Raw genomic sequence first — 14,806 nt, forward strand, 5'->3', positions numbered from 1 at the left:
ATGGCGGGCGTCAACCCGATCGGGCTGGACATCGGCTCGTCGTCCATCCGCGCGGTAGAGGTGAAGCGCGCGAAGGACGAGTACACCCTGACCAACTTCGGGCAGGTCCCGCTGCCGCACGGCACCGTACAGGGCGGCATCCTCTCCGACCCGGTCGCGGTGACGTCGGCGCTCAAACAGCTCTGGGCGGCGTGCAAGTTCAACACCAAGCAGGTCATGCTCGGCGTGACCAACCCGCAGCTGGTGGTCCGCGAGATGTCGGTCTCCAACCTGCCGCCCAAGGAGATGCACCGGTCGCTGCCGTTCCAGGTACGCGACATGCTGCCCCTCGCCGTGGAACGCTCGCTGCTCGACTTCCGGCCCCTCGAGGAACCGGGCACCAACCCGACCGTGCGCGGGCTGCTGATCGCCATGCCCAAGGACGCGGTGACCGAGCTCGTCCAGGCCGTCGAGAAGGCCGGGCTGCACGTCGTCGACGTCGACCTGGCCTCGTTCGCCCTGCTGCGCGCCGCCTCCCGGCTGGACGCCCAGGTCGAGGCGATCGTGGACATCGGCGCCGAGGTCACCAGCGTCGTCGTGCATGCCGACGGCGAGCCGCTGATCGTGCGTACGGTGCCGCGCGGGGGTGTCGAGATCACCGAGAGCATCGCCACCCGGCTGGGCATCACGCCGGCCGAGGCCGAGGCGCTGAAGTGCCGCTTCGGGCTGCACGGCGACGGCCAGCCGGACACCGACTCGGCCGCCGCGGACGCGATCCGCCCGCTCGTCAACGAGCTGCGCAGCTCCTTCACCTACCTCGCCTCGGGTGAGCGGCAGAAGCAGGTCACCCGGGTGGCGCTCTGCGGCGGTGGCGCGCTGATGCCCGGCCTCGCCGAGCACGTGCAGCAACAGCTCGGCGTGGCTGTCATGTACGCCGACAGCGCCGCCCGCCTGCGCGACACCCGCAAAGCGCGTACCCGCGGCTTCGACAGTTTTGTCCCGTCGGCAGCGGTGTCGATCGGCCTGACCCTGGGAGCGGCAGCCTGATGGCCACGACCCTGATGCCGGTCGACCCGGCGATGTCCCCGCAACGGGCGACCCGAGTGCTCCACATCTCGGCGAGCCTGCTGCCCGAGGAGATCATCAGCGCCCGCCGGGCCCGGCGTACCCGCGGCTGGGCGATCGTCGCCGTGATCATCGTCGCCTGCCTGCTCGGCGGCTGGTTCTTCGTCGCCAACCAGGAGACCCGGGCCGCCGACGACGAACTGTCCACGGCCACCACCGAGGTGACCGACCTGCAGCGCAGCCAGCGCGCGTACAAGGAGGTGGTCGACGTGCAGAACTCCACGGACACCCTCTCCAAGCAGCTGAAGGCCGTGATGAAGAGCGATCTCGGCTGGGCCGCGCTCTACGTCACGCTCAACGACACGGCCGCGGCGTCCGGCCTGACCCTCAACGGTGTTCAGGGTGCTCTCAGCACAACAGGCGGCAGCGCCGCAACGGGCACATTGCCCAGCACCTCCACCGCCGCCACGGTCGGCAGCCTGGTCATCACCGGTAGCGGACCGGACAAGGAGGCAGTAGCCGCCTACGTCGACGCGCTCGGGAAGCAGACGGTGGTCGCCAACCCGTTCGTCACCGCGGTGAACTCCGACGCCCAGTCCTCTGATGACGTCACCTTCAGCATGAACGTCGACATCACCTCCCTGGCGCTCTGCGGCCGCTTCGGCGAGAAATGTGAGACCAAGTAATGGGCGCCCGGCACGCGGACCGGCTCTGGATGATCGCCGGCGGGGTCGTCATCGTGGTGATGGCCCTTGTCGCCTGGTTCCTGCTGATCAGCCCCCAGTACGCCGAGGCGGGCGATCTCCGCTCGCAGACCGACACGGCCCGGTCGCAGGCGAGCCAGCTCCGCAAACGGATCGTCGCACTGCAGAAGGACAAGGCGAACCTGACCAAGCTCAAGGCGACGCTCTCCACCTACCAGGACGCGCTCCCGTCGGACTCCGGTGTGCCGGCGTTCCTGCGCCAGCTGCAGGCGGCCGGCAATGACCTCGGGGTGTCGGTCAGCGGCGTCACGGTCGGCTCGCCCACCGACTCCACCGCCACCGCCGGCGTCAAAGAGCTACCGATCCAGCTCACCGTCACGGGCTCGGTGCAGGAACTCAACAGCTTCCTGGAGCAACTCCAGGGCGGCGGACAGAAACGCGCGGTCCTCATCACGTCGGCGACCTGGGGCTCCGCCCAATCCGCGGTCACGGCCGACGGCAGCACCGACACGACCGTGAAACAGAGCGTCGACCTGCAGCTCAAGGCGTTCGTGGCACCGCCGGTAGGCACCGACGCCCCGACCGTCACCACCGACTGAGCCATGGACGGCGTCGAGGGCGCGATGCAGACCCGCGACGGGCAGTGGCGGGTCGAAGCGGTCGTACGCCGCCGCACCCGCTGGTACCGCATCGTCCACGGCGACGAGGTCTACGACCGGCTCTCCATCGCCGGGGTCGAACGCGTCCTCGACGAAGCCGGCGTCGACCGGCACCTCTTGATCGAAGTTGAGCAGTAATCCTCAGATTCGGCACGCAGCGATCGATGGTGTGGTAACGACCGCCGACCGCACGAGGAGTGGGGCACGATGCCGTTCCGCCGCAGACCCCCGTCGGGGGAAGACGGGTTCACCCTCGTCGAGGTGCTGGTCGCCATGGCCGTCATCGGCACGGTCATGGCCGGCGCCGCGCCGTTCCTGACAAAATCACTCGCCGTCGTCAACCAGCAGCGGGTCACGCAGATCGCGGTCCAGGTCGCGAACGACGCGCTCGAACGGGTCCGCGCCCTCGACCCGTCGTCGCTGTCGACCGGCCGCAGCGCCACCGCGATCGCCGCGCAGAAGGCCGCCGCCCCGGCCAAGGTGCTCGCCTACCTGAACACCATGGACCTTGCGGCCGACCCCATGCTGCCGAGTATCTCGACGGCCGGCATCACCGCGCCGCTGCCCACCGAGGCCGTCCCGATCATCTCGAACGGCACGACGTTCCAGCAGCAGTGGTACGTCGGCAAGTGCAACCAGAGCCAGGCGACCATCGCGCTGCCGATCGTCAGCTCCTGCAAGTCCGCGGGGCTGCTCTCCGTCGGCCTGCCCTTCTTCAAGGTCGTGGTCTCGGTGACCTGGCCGGACAAGTTCTGCACCGGCGGCACCTGCGTCTACGTCGCCACCACGCTCGTCAGCATCGGTAACGACCCCGTCTTCGACACCAAGACGGCGGCCCCGACGGTCACCGACCCGGTCGCGCAGAAGTCGTACGTGGGTGAACTGGCCGGTCTGCAGGTCCTGTCCAGCGGCGGCAAGCTGCCGCTGACGTGGACGGCGACCGGGCTCCCGCCGGGCCTGACGATGACGAGCGCCGCCCTGATCAGCGGTACGCCCACCACGGCCGGCTCGTACACGGTGACCGTCACGGTGACCGACGCGCAGAGCCGCACCGACGACTCGACGTTCGCCTGGACGGTCGCGGCCGCCCCGGCGATCACCAACCCCGGCGCCCAGACGACCCGGACGAGCACCGCGGTGAGCTTCCAGCCCGTCGTGACCGGGGGCGTCGCCCCGCTCACGTGGACCGCCACCGGCCTGCCGACCGGCCTCAGCATCAACGCGACGACCGGCCTGATCACCGGGACGACGTCGACGACCACGCAGACGACCGCCGTCATCCTGACCGCGACGGACTCGGGCACGATCCCGAAGACGGTGACCGCCACGTTCTCGTGGCGGATCCTCACCCCCGTGGCGTTGATCAACCCGAACACGCAGACGGTGAACAACGGCACCAACATCGGCTCGTTCACGGCGCTCGCCTCGGGCGGGCTCACGCCGTACACCTGGTCGACCACGAACCTGCCCGACGGCCTCGTCCTGAACACGTCGAGCGGCGCCATCACCGGCACGATCACCCACGGCACCCGGTACCTGACAACCGTCACGGTCACCGATGCCGCCGGCGGGTCCGCCTCGATGGTCGTCCCCGTCGTGGTGAACCCCAACCCCGCCGCCACCGACCTGCGGGTGACCACACCGGCGCCGGCCTCACCGAACCAGTCGACCACCGCCCTCGCCACGGTTTCGCTGCAGGCAGCGGCCTCGGGTGCGACGCCCGCCTCGTACGTGTGGACCGCGACGGGCCTGCCCACCGGCCTGACGATCAGCACTTCCGGCCTGATCAGCGGCAAGCCGACCACCAAGGGCACCTACACCGTCCTGCTCACGGTCAAGAGCACCGGTACCACCCAGAGCAACCTGATGTTCGTCTGGACGGTGGCGTGATGACCCGCTCACTACGGTTCGGAGCTCAAGCTTCTGAGCACGACGACACCGAGACCCCCGGTGACGCCGGGGTTTCCATGATCGAGATCATGACGACCCTCGGGATCATGAGTGTCCTGATGGTCCTGTTCACCGGCGCGATCCTGCAGGTGTTCAAGACGACGTCGGCGACGGACGCGCTCAGCGAGGCCCAGCGGGAGCTCTCGAACGCGTTCCAGCGCTTCGACCGCGAGCTGCGTTACGCCTCGTGGATCGGCGACCCGGGCACGGTTGGCAACCGGCAGTACGTGGAGTTCGCCGGCCCGGTCCCCACCACGTGCTACCAGCTGCGCCTGAAGCCGGGCGCGGACGGCCTGGGCGTGCTGCAGATGGTCACCTGGACGCTGGGCACCCCACCGGCGGCCTCCGCCAACGGGCAGACGATCGCCTCGCAGATCGACCTGACCACCGGCGTCGCCCCGTTCACCAAGCAGGGCTACGGCGCTAAGCCGTACGCATCGGCCAGCGCCAGCCCCGGCGGCGCCATCGTCGGCGGCGACTTCACCAGCGTCTTCCAGCGCCTGCGGGTCCAGCTGACCACCAAGGTCGCCGCGGGTGACGCGCAGATCGACACGACGTTCACCGCCCTGAACACCTCGAACCAGACGCTGGCCACGAACGGATGCAGCGAGGGGAGACCCACCACATGATCACCACCCGACGCTTCGGTAAGGGGTTGCGCCGGCGCTTCGATCAGCGCCCCGACTCCGACGAGGGCTCGATGGCGATGGCCATGATGGTCACCCTCGTCGCCATGACCTTGACGGCCGGCCTCGTCCCGCTGGTGCTGAACCAGCTCAACACCACCCGGACCGTCGACGCCCGCACGGTTTCGCTCGACGCGGCCCAGGCCGGCATCGACGCCGCCGTCGGCCAGCTGCGCGGTTCCACCTCGCTGACCACCCTCACCGACGGCACCACCAAGCTCGTCGGCAGCCTCCTGAGCCTGCCGCCGTGCCTGGTCTCCGGCACCGCGGACCCGATCGCGGGCATCACCTCCAGCGTCGCCGTCCTGCGCTACAACGTCAAAATCGCCTACTACGGCGTCCCTGACGCCGCCACGGACGAAACCCCGACGCTCCTCAGCTGCCCCACAGCACTGCTCCCGCTGACCACCGTGCCCTCGACCGCCGTCCTCACCTCGACGGGATCGAGCTCCCCCACCGGCTCGCTCGACCAGGGCAGCACCAACACCCGCACCATCCAGGCGACCTACACCTTCAAGGTCAACAACGAGAACATCACCGGTGGCGCCATCCAGCTCGCCGCTCCCACCACGAACCCGCTGTGCATGGACGCCGGCCCCACCGCCTCCCCCGCCGCGGGCGCCGCGGCCACCGTCGCGCTGTGCAAGACGGGCGGCAGCAGCGACCAGCGCTTCGCCTACACCACCGACCTCGCGATCAAGCTCATCGGCTCGGAGACCAGCGCCGCACCGACCGGCATGTGCCTGGAAGCCCCGGTCCCGCACGCCACCGACGGCGCCGTCACCTTCCAGCCCTGCGCCGGCCGGGTAGCGAAGCAACAGTGGAGCCTCGACGACAACTCGAACTTCCGGGGCACCGGCAACGGCGTCAGCCTCGACAGCTTCTGCCTCAACGCGAAGACAGCCGGCAGCGCCGGCCCGATCGTCCTGGGCAGCTGCAGCGGCACCACGAACAAGAACGTCTTCCGCTCCCAGGCGGGCGTCGGAGCCGGCATGGCCTCGGCAACCACCAAGCAGCTGGTCAACTACAAGCAGTTCAGCCGCTGCCTCGACGTCACCAACTTCGACTACACCAACAAGAACGTCGGCTACGAGATCGTCTGGTACTGCAAGCAGGCACCCGACGGCAACGTCCCGATCAACCAGCAATGGGTCCTCCCCGCCATCTCCCTCGACCTCGCCACCGCAGTAACCGGCCGCATCCGCACCCCCGCCGGCTACTGCCTCAAAACCCCCACCACGACTGCCGGCTACGTCACCATGGCCGCCTGCACTCTCACCGGCATCCTCACCGACCCCAACCTCGGCTGGAAGGTCTACGGCGACACCGGCAACTACGCCACGAGCTACCGCATCGTCGACGCCAACGGCTACTGCCTCACCCCCACCGACCTCACCGTGGCCAACCCGGACACCCACTCCGACGGCACCGCCAAGGTCAAGGTCGCCCCCTGCACCAGCTCCGAACTCCAGAAATGGAACGCCCCGGCCAACTTCAACCAGCCCCTGGCCGTCACCAACACCCAGGAGAAGTAACCCACCCCGCCCCGTCCCGCGGAGCAGAGCCCGTCCTCATCAGGCGGCTCTGCTCCGCGGTGTGCTTATCCCGGGAGAGCCGGCCGGTTGCGCACCAACTCGGCTCGTTGCTCCCCGGTCATGCCGTCCCAGGCCTCCTGTCTGCGCGCGGACATCGCCGCGAGCTCCTCAGACGACAACCGCTCGCTCGACTCCCGGCGGTATGCGGCCATCCGCTCCAACTCCTCAGGCGTATACGTGTGCTCCACTGCCGTCGTCCCTTCGATAAGTCGCACAAGCACCCCCGCGGACGGGTCGCCCACAGCATCGAACTGGGCCAGCACCACCTCGAGCCGATCCCGCAACTCACTCGCCCGGGTGATCCGATCAACCACCTGATCGAGCTGCCGCAACACCAACTCCCGCACATCCAGCCCACCACCCACACCGCCGCCACCGCCACGGCCGCTGCAATCACATCCGCCGCAGTCACCGCCGCCACGGCCGCCGCAGTCACCGCAGTCACCGCAGTCACCGCCGCCACAGCCGCCACGACCGCCACGGCCGCCGCCGGAACCGTCGCCGTCGAGCAAGGCGGCGATCTCGGCCAGCGAAAACCCGAACCCCCGCAGCGCAACCACCCGATGCAGCCGCCGAACATCCCCGGCTGTATATCGCCGATGCCCGGCAGCATTGCGCCGCGAAGGCCGCACCAACCCGATCTCGTCGTAGTGATGCAGCGTGCGCACGGTCAAACCCGTCGCGGCAGCCAGCTCGCCAACGCTCCAGGTGGGCTCTTCAGCTCCCATGAATCGACCGTACGACCTCCCCTTACGGGAGGGGCAAGCGCCAAACGGTGGTGGGCCCCGTCACAGTCGGGCAGGCGAGGTAGGGCAGCGCAACCTGGCATCCGTAGGACCGTGCGGTATCCAGCGATCCCACCGTGTGCGGCACCCCGTCGGCCGGATCCAGCAGCTGCACCCAGGTCCGGCCCGCGATCCGCAGGTCAGCGCGGAGTTGCAGCCCCTGCGCCGTCCAGTCGACCTCCGCCAGCAGCCGCAGCACCGCACCGGTCCGCGGGTCGATCGCGGCGTATTCGGGTGGTCGCGCCACACGCCGTTCGTGATCGTCGACTCCGGAGCCGACACCGGAGTTGACCACCGGGCCGTCCGGTGTGGGCCGGTACAGGATGACCGTGCCGTCGCTGCGCTGGGACACACCGGACCAGCCAGGGGCCGTCCAGCGCACCGAGCCGTCCGCCGGGTCCAGACCGCTGACCTCGTTGTTGCCGGCGACACAGAGCATCGGGCCGCAGGTGGTCACGGCACCGTAGGGAATCTTGCGAGCCTGCCATTCCAGGACCAGGCCGGGCAGCCGGTACGCAGTGAGCGCCCCCATCTCCGTGACGTAGACCCTGTCCCCGGCGGCGTCGACGATGACGTCGGTCGTGTCGGGCTTTCGGCGTACCCCCAGATCTCCCTCTCCCAGCACGGACCCGTCAGCGAACCGCAGGGTGGTGACGTGCCCGTCGAGACCCAGCACCACGATCCGGCCGGTGGCTCTGTAGTTGTGCGGGTCGGAGAGAGCGTCGATGGAGCGGCGCCAGATCGTCGTGCCGGTGCGGCCGTCGGCGAGCCTGAGCTCCGCTGTGGTCTGGGTGAGCTCGGTCCGCAGCAGCACCTTGCCGGCGGCCGTCGTGACCACCGAGGTGTTCGCACCGGTCACGCGCCAGAGGATCGTGCCGGTCGCGGCGTCCAGGAGGGTCATCCGGGGGTCCGAGGCGGACCGCGCGAGCAGCAGGGTGCCGGTGTCGTCCAGGGTCAGCACCTGCACGAGCTGGGGAACCTTGGTGGCCCAGAGTTCCTTGCCGGGGCCTTCGGGCCCATTGCTCAGGGCGTACCGATGGATGCCCGCTTCGACGGAGGGGTTGCGGCCGAATGTGGCGGTGAAGAGTGCATCCGGCGACAGTTTGTAGGCCGCGGCAGCGTCGGTGCCGGCGGCGAGCACCTCGCGCAGCTCTCCTCGCGACGGCACCGACGCGGTCAGGCTGAGCAGGGCAGCGGCCAGGAACGCGCCCACCAGCACCGGTCTGAGCCGCGGGCGCGGGATTCGGGCCACCGGCGGCGCGGGCGGCGGTGGTGCATCGAGATCGATCAACGGCACGGTGTCCGGCACGCTTGTCAGCATGCCCGCTCCGGGCGTCCATGGGTACGCCTAACCACCGCGTGGTGACTGTGGGTAGGCTGCCGGTATGTCCTACACGGTCCCGCCGACCCGCACGGCTGCCGTGGTGCGTCAGCTCCGCAACGAGATCGTCACCGGGGAGCTCCCGCCCGGCACGCTCATCAAGGACGCGGAGCTCGCTGCCCGCCTCGGTGTCAGCATCACGCCGGTCCGCGAGGCGATCGCCCAGCTCTCCGTCGAGGGCCTGATCGACATCGCGCCGAACCGCACGCGCCACGTCACCAAGATGACCCAGAAGAACGCCCTTGAGTTGATCGACGTCATGAGCGTGCTCGCGTGCGCCGGCTTCGAATGGGGCGTCGAGAACCTGACCGACACCCACCTCGACCTGATGCACCAGCGCCAGAAGGAATTCGTCGAGGGCCTGCGCACCGGAAACGTCCTGGGCGCGGCCGCCGCCGGCGCCGATTTCAGCACCATCGTCATTCTCGCCAGCGGCAACCGCGAGCTGCAGTCCATGGTCGACCTCGTGGTCGCCCGCACCAACCGGATCCTGCTGATGACCCCGGAGAGCGACATCTGGCAGGTCTGGATCGACGGCCACCAGGAGATCCTGGAGCTGCTCGAACGCGGCGACAAGACCGGCGCGACGACCCGCTACAAACAGATCTACACCGAATACCGGGCCAAGGCGGAGAGCCACCTCTTCGACGAATGAATCAGACCGTCGCCAGCTCCGGCAGCAGGGGCGCGAGCAGATCAAGGGCATTCCGGCGTACGGCATAGCGCGTGATCCCCCAACGCTCACGATTCCGGCGCACCGCCCCGACGATCTCGTCCGGGGTGCCGACGAGGAGAAACGGCACCTCCCGCAGGTCAGTCACGCTCAGCCCGAGTGAATCGGCCTTCTCCGCCAGCGCGCCCGCGGGATCGTCCGTGATCTCGACCTGCTGCACCAGCGCCTCCAGCACCGGCTCGCCATCCGAGCGGGCCAGGGCCACCTGCGCATCGACATCGTCGAGCCGCCACCGCGCCTCGTGCTGATGCCCATCGGCCTTGGTCCGCCCCAGCCCCGTCAGCCCGACGATGTCAGCATGCCCGCTCGCCCAGCGCAACAACCGCGAATTCGCGGTGCCGACCAGCAACGGAACGCGACCCTGCACCGGCCGCGGCTCGGTCAGCTCAGCACCCAACATGGTCAACTCAGGCGTCGCCACAGTGACCTTCTCCCCGGCAAGCAACCGCACGGTCGCCTCAGCCACCGCAATCGCCCGATCCACCCGCCCCCGCGCATCCGGCCGCACCTGCCCGACCGCATCCCACTCCGCAGGCGTGTGCCCCGCCCCCAACCCGAGCACAGCCCGCCCACCCGAGACCACATCCAGGGTGGCAACGTCAGCCGCGAGCAGAATCGGCTCCCGCACCCCGGCATTCGCCACGTACGACCCCAGCTTGATCGCCGAGGTCACGGCCGCAGCCGCAGCGAGCGCCACAAACGGCGACGCACACGACCCCGGATGATCCGCAACCAGCAACGCGGAAAACCCCGCCCTTTCCGCCCGCCGCGCGGTCTCGAGCCACCCCGCAGCATCATCCGGATCCGCCTGAACCGAGAACTCAGCCATGCCCCGATTCTCCGGACCGCCACCTCGCCGCGCCGCCCCGCGAGCCCGTTTCCGCTTCCGCCTCCGGCGAAACGACCTCCTGGGTAGCGGCCAGCGACCCGAGCAGGGCCAGCGAACGGGCGCTCTCCGACCCCGCCTCGGCGTGATAGATCACCAGCAGCTGCCCGTCGCTGCCCCCGATCTCGAGCTTCTCCCGGCGCAGGGTCAGATCACCCACCTCCGGGTGATGAAATGCCTGCGGCGCACCCTCACGGATCTTCACATCATGGCGAGCCCACAGCCGCCGAAAATGCTCACTGACCAAAGACAATTCACCGACGAGTTGTACGCACCTGGCGTCATCGGTCGCCGAACCCACAGAAACCCGGAACCCGGCAACCATGCCCGCCAACGCCCGCTCGAGGTCGGGATAAAGGGCCCGCTCGCCGGCGTCCAGAAACATCGACCGCAGCCGGTTGGCCCCCACCACAAGATTCGGCGACAACGCCCGAGCCATGGCGTTGGACGCCAGCACGTCGAAGTACCGCCCCTCGACAAACGCCGGCAACCCGACCGTCTCCACCAGCTGGGCGATCCCGACCGGCACCCGCTCCCGCCGTGGCCGTTCCCGCCGCGCCCGCGACCGCGGCTGAGCAAGGGTGATCAGATACTCGGCGGCCCCCGGATCAAGCTGAAGCACCCGGGCCAGCGCCTCCAGCACCTGCACGGAAGGATGCCGGTCCCGCCCCTGCTCCAACCGCAGGTAGTAATCGGAACTGATCCCGGCCAGCGTCGCCACTTCCTCACGCCGCAGTCCGGCAACCCGCCGCAACCCACTCACCCGCAGCCCGACATCCTCCGGACCGACCAACTCCCGCCGAGCGCGCAGATAATCACCCAGCGCATTACCCTCGTCCACCCACCCAAGGTAACCCCGCCCCCCTCAACTCCCAGGCGCCAACCCCGGCCCGCCGACCACAGCCGGATCCCCCTGCAGCAGCGCCAACGTGGCATGCACCTGAGCCAGCGCCGCAAGCGCATGCGCCTTGGCCACCTGCTCCGGCGAGATATCGGACGGAATCACCGCCCCGCTCCAGATCCGCAACTGCTTCGTAGCGGCAGACAGCAACTCTTCGGCCTGCCCGGCATGCTCTTCGGGGGTCATGCCTCCCAGCTTCCCAGGAGGCCTCCCGCACCGGAGCAGGCACCAGGCCCAAGTTTGACCATGCCTCGCAGACAACTCCCCGACAGCCCTGAGCTGGAGTCGTCCCAGGCCGGATACAAGGCGGCACGCAGCACTACATGTCTGTCGCCCGGCAGGGTGACATCACGCCGTTGAGAAGTGTGTGCAGATAATCCACAGCGGCCTTGCTTCGGGGCCGCGCCACAATCACGGCTGATTTTTCGGCGCTCTTGGGGGGCCGGAGTCTTCACGCACCCGCGAATGTCCTATCTTGGCTCCGGCATCGCAACGTCGGACGTCACCCAGAAGATTGGTTAATCCCATTGCAGTCGAAAACATTTACTCGGGCGGACCAGGCGCCGCGCGTAGGCGTTGCTGTCTTCGTGTGCAAGGACGAGCGTTTCCTCATGGGCTTTCGAAAAAGCTCGCACGGCCATGGCACCTGGTCCTTACCGGGCGGACACCTTGAGTATGCCGAGTCCTTTGAGCGAGCTGCTGAGCGGGAGGTGCGTGAGGAAACTTCCATCACCATCAAAAACGTCCGGATCGGAGCGGTGACGAACGATTTCTTCGAAGAAAGCGGTCGCCATTACGTAACCGTATGGGCCGTGGCGGATTACCTTTCCGGAACCGCTACAACCCTGGAACCGGAAAAATACGTGAACCCAACATGGGTATCTGCCTCCGAGGTGCCGGGCCCCCTGTTCGAGCCTTGGGAAAGGTTGCTCAAAGTTACCTCCGTCGAGGAAATTCTTCGCGCCCCGCTGGTCGCTGCAGCCGACCTCGGCCGATGACCTCAGCCAGCCATTCCACCCAATTGCAGCAGATGTGCGAGAAATCCAGCGACGTGCGATGCCGCCCGCTCCTGCAGTCGGTTCTTCCGCACTCCCTTGGCGCCGTCCGCCCAGTCGGAGATCGCCTTGATGACTATCCAGTCCGTCTTGAGCCTGTGCGCGGCAGCATAAGCGCCCGCCCCCTCCATCTCGCCTCCTACCACTTCACCGCCACAAAGACTCACCAGTTCATCACGGAAGGAGCTGTTATCAATCAGCTTCTCGCCTGACAACATCAGCCCAAAATGAAGATTGGCGCCTTGCCAGGTCACCGCGGCAGTGCGCGCCCGATCCAACAATCGCGGGGAACAACTTGCGCGGTCGCCACGCATGACAACTTTTCTTTTCAGCGAAGATCCACCGACTCGCTGCAGTTCGTAGCTAACCATCTGCCGCGAGACGACAATGTCCCCGATTCTCCGGTTTACGCCCGGTACGCCGAATGCGATTCCGGCCACGAGAACTGACCCGGGGTGCAGGTATCCGATCATTTCTGAAACGGTGAGCAAGGATCCGGAGGAGCCGCCGCTACCCATTTCAGTCTGCACCAGGTGCACGTTGGCTCCGGCAATGGAACCCAGGTCCCAACAGGACTTGATACCAACATGATAGACGCGGGTCGACCGAGAAGAGACCGCCTCGATCGCCGAGATGACTGCACGGGTCTCTACCAACGTCGCCGTCACGATGAGCACGTCGACCTGCGCTTCCCATCGATTCCTCGCGCTGATCTCCATGGCGTGCGCGAGCCGGGGATTACGCTGCAGGCGGGCGCCGAACGACTCCATCAAAATAATTGCCTGCGCCAGACGCTCCTCGATGCCACCAGCTCGCATCTGAACCCCGTCAGCCAGTCGCTGGATCATAGACACGACTTGGCTCCGCAGCCCGAACTGCGAGATGCCCGGTGTCGCCTCGCCCACCGCCAGGGCAAGTCCACCGATCAGAACCCGGAACTCCTGCGTCAACCGAGCATGCGCTCCGGTGCCCCGTAGCCCAAGAAAGCGATGCCAGTCATCGCTGGGAGCACGCTCACCGGGATCCCCCGTTACCTCCAGCCCGACCAGCCGGAGGGTTGCCTCGAGCACTGGTAGGTCGATGAACGGGAAGTCACGAGCAAGATTGGCGTCAAAATACGCGAGGCCATCAATCCCCGTCGGGATGTCCCCGTCAGCAAAACTCAAATAGTGCTGGGTGTATCCAAGCGATATGACACGACGGATGACATTCTCGACGGGTCCAGCAGATGGCACCGGCTCCACGAATCGAGAAAAGTACGTATAAGTCAGCGCTTCCGATTCCCGGACGGAGAGAGCGGTCATGACGAGTCGACGCGGAAGCTTCCCGACCGTTCCGGCACCCTGCGGGGCGGATGCCGCCCAACCACCCAGATAGACTTCGAGACTGGCAGTCGTATCTTCCAGCTTGTGCAACTTGGGAACAAGCGAGGTCAGCGTCGGCGCGTTTTCGGCGAAGTACACGGGGTACCTCATCGAATCATGACTGTACAGCTGTTGACGAGAATAGATGAAGTCGTCGAAGGATCCGCTGTATGAAACGGGATGGAGTACGCCGGCCAAGGAGAGATCCGTCACGAAGGAACGGCTCACCGTATCCAGGAAGTCATTTTCCCAAATTATCGATATCCCGCTGTACAACGGCGAACTCGTCCCCATCGCAAGAATGCGCAGAATTCGTATCAGCCTCGCCGGACTGGACGTACATCCGACGGACTGCGCAAGCTCGCGATCAAGGAAGTGCAGGTAAATCGGCCTCGCCGCGCCGATTCCACCAGGATCAACGTGCGGACGCCGCATGCTGGTCATTGGCAGCGCGGTGAGCACTCTCGAGCGCCTCGCGGATCTGCTCCATCGCAAGCCCGGTCGTCTGCAACACTTCGTCCTCGACGGTCACCACGCTGGGCAAAACCTCGACGATCTCCGAGACCCTGGTTCCCAGGGTGAAGTATCGGACCGGTTTGCCGAGCTTCTCGGCGAGCCGGATCTCCAGAAGAACACCGTCCGCTATGTCGCCGAAAACCCAGATCTCGTTCGCGATACGGACGAGGTTGTTGTTACCACGACGGACAAGATCACGGTCGACCCGATCACCGAGAAAATAATCGAATATCCGGAAAGGATTTAAAGGCAAACGATTCTGCCTCAGGACAAATTCCGCTATGACATCCCTGCAGAAGAAAGTCAACTTTGAATGCGCAGTGTAGACGACCGGTATCACCCCTGTGACGTCCTGCACCTTCACGTCCTTTCTTTCATATTCCATGGATACTCACTCCTGCGCGTGCGCCGACAAAATATCCACTCACCAAGGCAGCCGTCAAACCGCGAAACACTCCGGTCGCGTCACCTGCCACCCAGACCCGATGACCACTCAGTCCAAGATCACTATTGAGCGAGAAGTACTCACCAATTCCCTCGACCGTCC

15 protein-coding genes and 1 pseudogene are annotated in these 14,806 nt (G+C 67.0%); 9 read left to right on the forward strand and 7 right to left on the reverse strand.

The window, feature by feature from the left end; genetic code table 11:
* The 7 genes from pilM (at position 1) to Ahu01nite_RS41360 (ending at position 6,578) form a co-directional block, all read left to right on the forward strand.
* Positions 1 to 1,026: a type IV pilus assembly protein PilM gene (pilM, locus tag Ahu01nite_RS41330; protein WP_203842216.1), complete on the forward strand. Its 1,026-nt coding sequence runs from the start codon at positions 1 to 3 to the stop codon at positions 1,024 to 1,026.
* Positions 1,026 to 1,730 carry a PilN domain-containing protein gene (locus tag Ahu01nite_RS41335; protein WP_203842217.1) on the forward strand — a complete coding sequence of 235 codons (705 nt, stop codon included), beginning with the start codon at positions 1,026 to 1,028 and terminating at the stop codon, positions 1,728 to 1,730. The genes pilM and Ahu01nite_RS41335 overlap by 1 nt, the downstream gene beginning before the upstream one ends.
* A complete protein-coding gene (locus Ahu01nite_RS41340; RefSeq protein WP_203842218.1) occupies positions 1,730 to 2,347 on the forward strand; it encodes a type IV pilus inner membrane component PilO in 618 nt (205 codons plus the stop codon). Before Ahu01nite_RS41335 ends, Ahu01nite_RS41340 begins: the two co-directional genes overlap by 1 nt.
* 3 nt (positions 2,348 to 2,350) lie before the next feature.
* Positions 2,351 to 2,545: a hypothetical protein gene (locus Ahu01nite_RS41345; protein WP_203842219.1), complete on the forward strand. Its 195-nt coding sequence runs from the start codon at positions 2,351 to 2,353 to the stop codon at positions 2,543 to 2,545.
* A 69-nt stretch (positions 2,546 to 2,614) separates the two neighbouring features.
* Entirely contained in the window at positions 2,615 to 4,297 is a 1,683-nt protein-coding gene (locus Ahu01nite_RS41350) for a type II secretion system protein (protein WP_203842220.1), read from the forward strand.
* Positions 4,297 to 4,986, forward strand: a complete 690-nt coding sequence (locus Ahu01nite_RS41355; RefSeq protein ID WP_203842221.1) for a PulJ/GspJ family protein — start codon at positions 4,297 to 4,299, stop codon at positions 4,984 to 4,986. Before Ahu01nite_RS41350 ends, Ahu01nite_RS41355 begins: the two co-directional genes overlap by 1 nt.
* Positions 4,983 to 6,578, forward strand: coding sequence for an RICIN domain-containing protein (locus tag Ahu01nite_RS41360; RefSeq protein WP_203842222.1), 1,596 nt, complete (start codon positions 4,983 to 4,985; stop codon positions 6,576 to 6,578). The genes Ahu01nite_RS41355 and Ahu01nite_RS41360 overlap by 4 nt, the downstream gene beginning before the upstream one ends.
* 563 nt (positions 6,579 to 7,141) lie before the next feature.
* Here Ahu01nite_RS41360 and Ahu01nite_RS50950 read toward each other — a convergent pair.
* Positions 7,142 to 7,366: pseudogene (locus Ahu01nite_RS50950) on the reverse strand (MerR family transcriptional regulator); the annotation flags it as partial.
* 22 nt (positions 7,367 to 7,388) lie between these two features.
* The gene (locus Ahu01nite_RS41370) at positions 7,389 to 8,732 is read right to left on the reverse strand and encodes an outer membrane protein assembly factor BamB family protein (protein ID WP_203842224.1); all 1,344 of its coding nucleotides are present in this window, start codon (positions 8,730 to 8,732) and stop codon (positions 7,389 to 7,391) included.
* A 76-nt stretch (positions 8,733 to 8,808) separates the two neighbouring features.
* Between Ahu01nite_RS41370 and Ahu01nite_RS41375 the strand changes: the two genes are divergently transcribed.
* Complete coding sequence (locus Ahu01nite_RS41375; protein WP_203842225.1) at positions 8,809 to 9,459, forward strand: GntR family transcriptional regulator; 651 nt, start codon at positions 8,809 to 8,811, stop codon at positions 9,457 to 9,459.
* A gap of 1 nt (position 9,460) precedes the next feature.
* On the opposite strand, the gene Ahu01nite_RS41380 is transcribed toward Ahu01nite_RS41375, so the two are convergent.
* The 3 genes from Ahu01nite_RS41380 to Ahu01nite_RS41390 are packed head-to-tail and all read right to left on the reverse strand — an operon-like array spanning position 9,461 to position 11,510.
* Entirely contained in the window at positions 9,461 to 10,366 is a 906-nt protein-coding gene (locus tag Ahu01nite_RS41380) for an LLM class flavin-dependent oxidoreductase (protein WP_203842226.1), read from the reverse strand.
* Complete coding sequence (locus tag Ahu01nite_RS41385; protein ID WP_203842227.1) at positions 10,359 to 11,264, reverse strand: helix-turn-helix domain-containing protein; 906 nt, start codon at positions 11,262 to 11,264, stop codon at positions 10,359 to 10,361. Before Ahu01nite_RS41385 ends, Ahu01nite_RS41380 begins: the two co-directional genes overlap by 8 nt.
* A gap of 24 nt (positions 11,265 to 11,288) precedes the next feature.
* The gene (locus tag Ahu01nite_RS41390) at positions 11,289 to 11,510 is read right to left on the reverse strand and encodes a hypothetical protein (RefSeq protein WP_203842228.1); all 222 of its coding nucleotides are present in this window, start codon (positions 11,508 to 11,510) and stop codon (positions 11,289 to 11,291) included.
* A 341-nt stretch (positions 11,511 to 11,851) separates the two neighbouring features.
* On the opposite strand from Ahu01nite_RS41390, the gene Ahu01nite_RS41395 reads away from it, so the two are divergent.
* Positions 11,852 to 12,322: a nucleotide triphosphate diphosphatase NUDT15 gene (locus Ahu01nite_RS41395; protein ID WP_275411821.1), complete on the forward strand. Its 471-nt coding sequence runs from the start codon at positions 11,852 to 11,854 to the stop codon at positions 12,320 to 12,322.
* Between the two features lie 2 nt (positions 12,323 to 12,324).
* Here the strand turns inward: Ahu01nite_RS41395 and Ahu01nite_RS41400 are convergent, their stop codons facing one another.
* Positions 12,325 to 14,187: a 5'-methylthioadenosine/S-adenosylhomocysteine nucleosidase family protein gene (locus tag Ahu01nite_RS41400; RefSeq protein ID WP_203842230.1), complete on the reverse strand. Its 1,863-nt coding sequence runs from the start codon at positions 14,185 to 14,187 to the stop codon at positions 12,325 to 12,327.
* Positions 14,159 to 14,644, reverse strand: a complete 486-nt coding sequence (locus Ahu01nite_RS41405; protein WP_203842231.1) for a DUF7768 domain-containing protein — start codon at positions 14,642 to 14,644, stop codon at positions 14,159 to 14,161. Before Ahu01nite_RS41405 ends, Ahu01nite_RS41400 begins: the two co-directional genes overlap by 29 nt.
* Positions 14,645 to 14,806 lie beyond the last annotated feature (162 nt).

It is taken from the genome of Winogradskya humida, assembly GCF_016862215.1.
GTDB lineage: Bacteria > Actinomycetota > Actinomycetes > Mycobacteriales > Micromonosporaceae > Actinoplanes > Actinoplanes humidus.

Bases quoted from the DNA above. Each gene is read 5' to 3' on its own strand.
- Ahu01nite_RS41355 (WP_203842221.1), top strand. From the start codon at position 4,297: ATGACCCGCTCACTACGGTTCGGAGCTCAAGCTTCTGAGCACGACGAC.
- Ahu01nite_RS41405 (WP_203842231.1), bottom strand. From the start codon at position 14,644: ATGGAATATGAAAGAAAGGACGTGAAGGTGCAGGACGTCACAGGGGTG.
- Ahu01nite_RS41375 (WP_203842225.1), top strand. From the start codon at position 8,809: ATGTCCTACACGGTCCCGCCGACCCGCACGGCTGCCGTGGTGCGTCAG.
- Ahu01nite_RS41345 (WP_203842219.1), top strand. From the start codon at position 2,351: ATGGACGGCGTCGAGGGCGCGATGCAGACCCGCGACGGGCAGTGGCGG.
- Ahu01nite_RS41400 (WP_203842230.1), bottom strand. From the start codon at position 14,187: ATGACCAGCATGCGGCGTCCGCACGTTGATCCTGGTGGAATCGGCGCG.
- Ahu01nite_RS41350 (WP_203842220.1), top strand. From the start codon at position 2,615: ATGCCGTTCCGCCGCAGACCCCCGTCGGGGGAAGACGGGTTCACCCTC.
- Ahu01nite_RS41340 (WP_203842218.1), top strand. From the start codon at position 1,730: ATGGGCGCCCGGCACGCGGACCGGCTCTGGATGATCGCCGGCGGGGTC.
- pilM (WP_203842216.1), top strand. From the start codon at position 1: ATGGCGGGCGTCAACCCGATCGGGCTGGACATCGGCTCGTCGTCCATC.
- Ahu01nite_RS41380 (WP_203842226.1), bottom strand. From the start codon at position 10,366: ATGGCTGAGTTCTCGGTTCAGGCGGATCCGGATGATGCTGCGGGGTGG.
- Ahu01nite_RS41390 (WP_203842228.1), bottom strand. From the start codon at position 11,510: ATGACCCCCGAAGAGCATGCCGGGCAGGCCGAAGAGTTGCTGTCTGCC.
- Ahu01nite_RS41360 (WP_203842222.1), top strand. From the start codon at position 4,983: ATGATCACCACCCGACGCTTCGGTAAGGGGTTGCGCCGGCGCTTCGAT.
- Ahu01nite_RS41335 (WP_203842217.1), top strand. From the start codon at position 1,026: ATGGCCACGACCCTGATGCCGGTCGACCCGGCGATGTCCCCGCAACGG.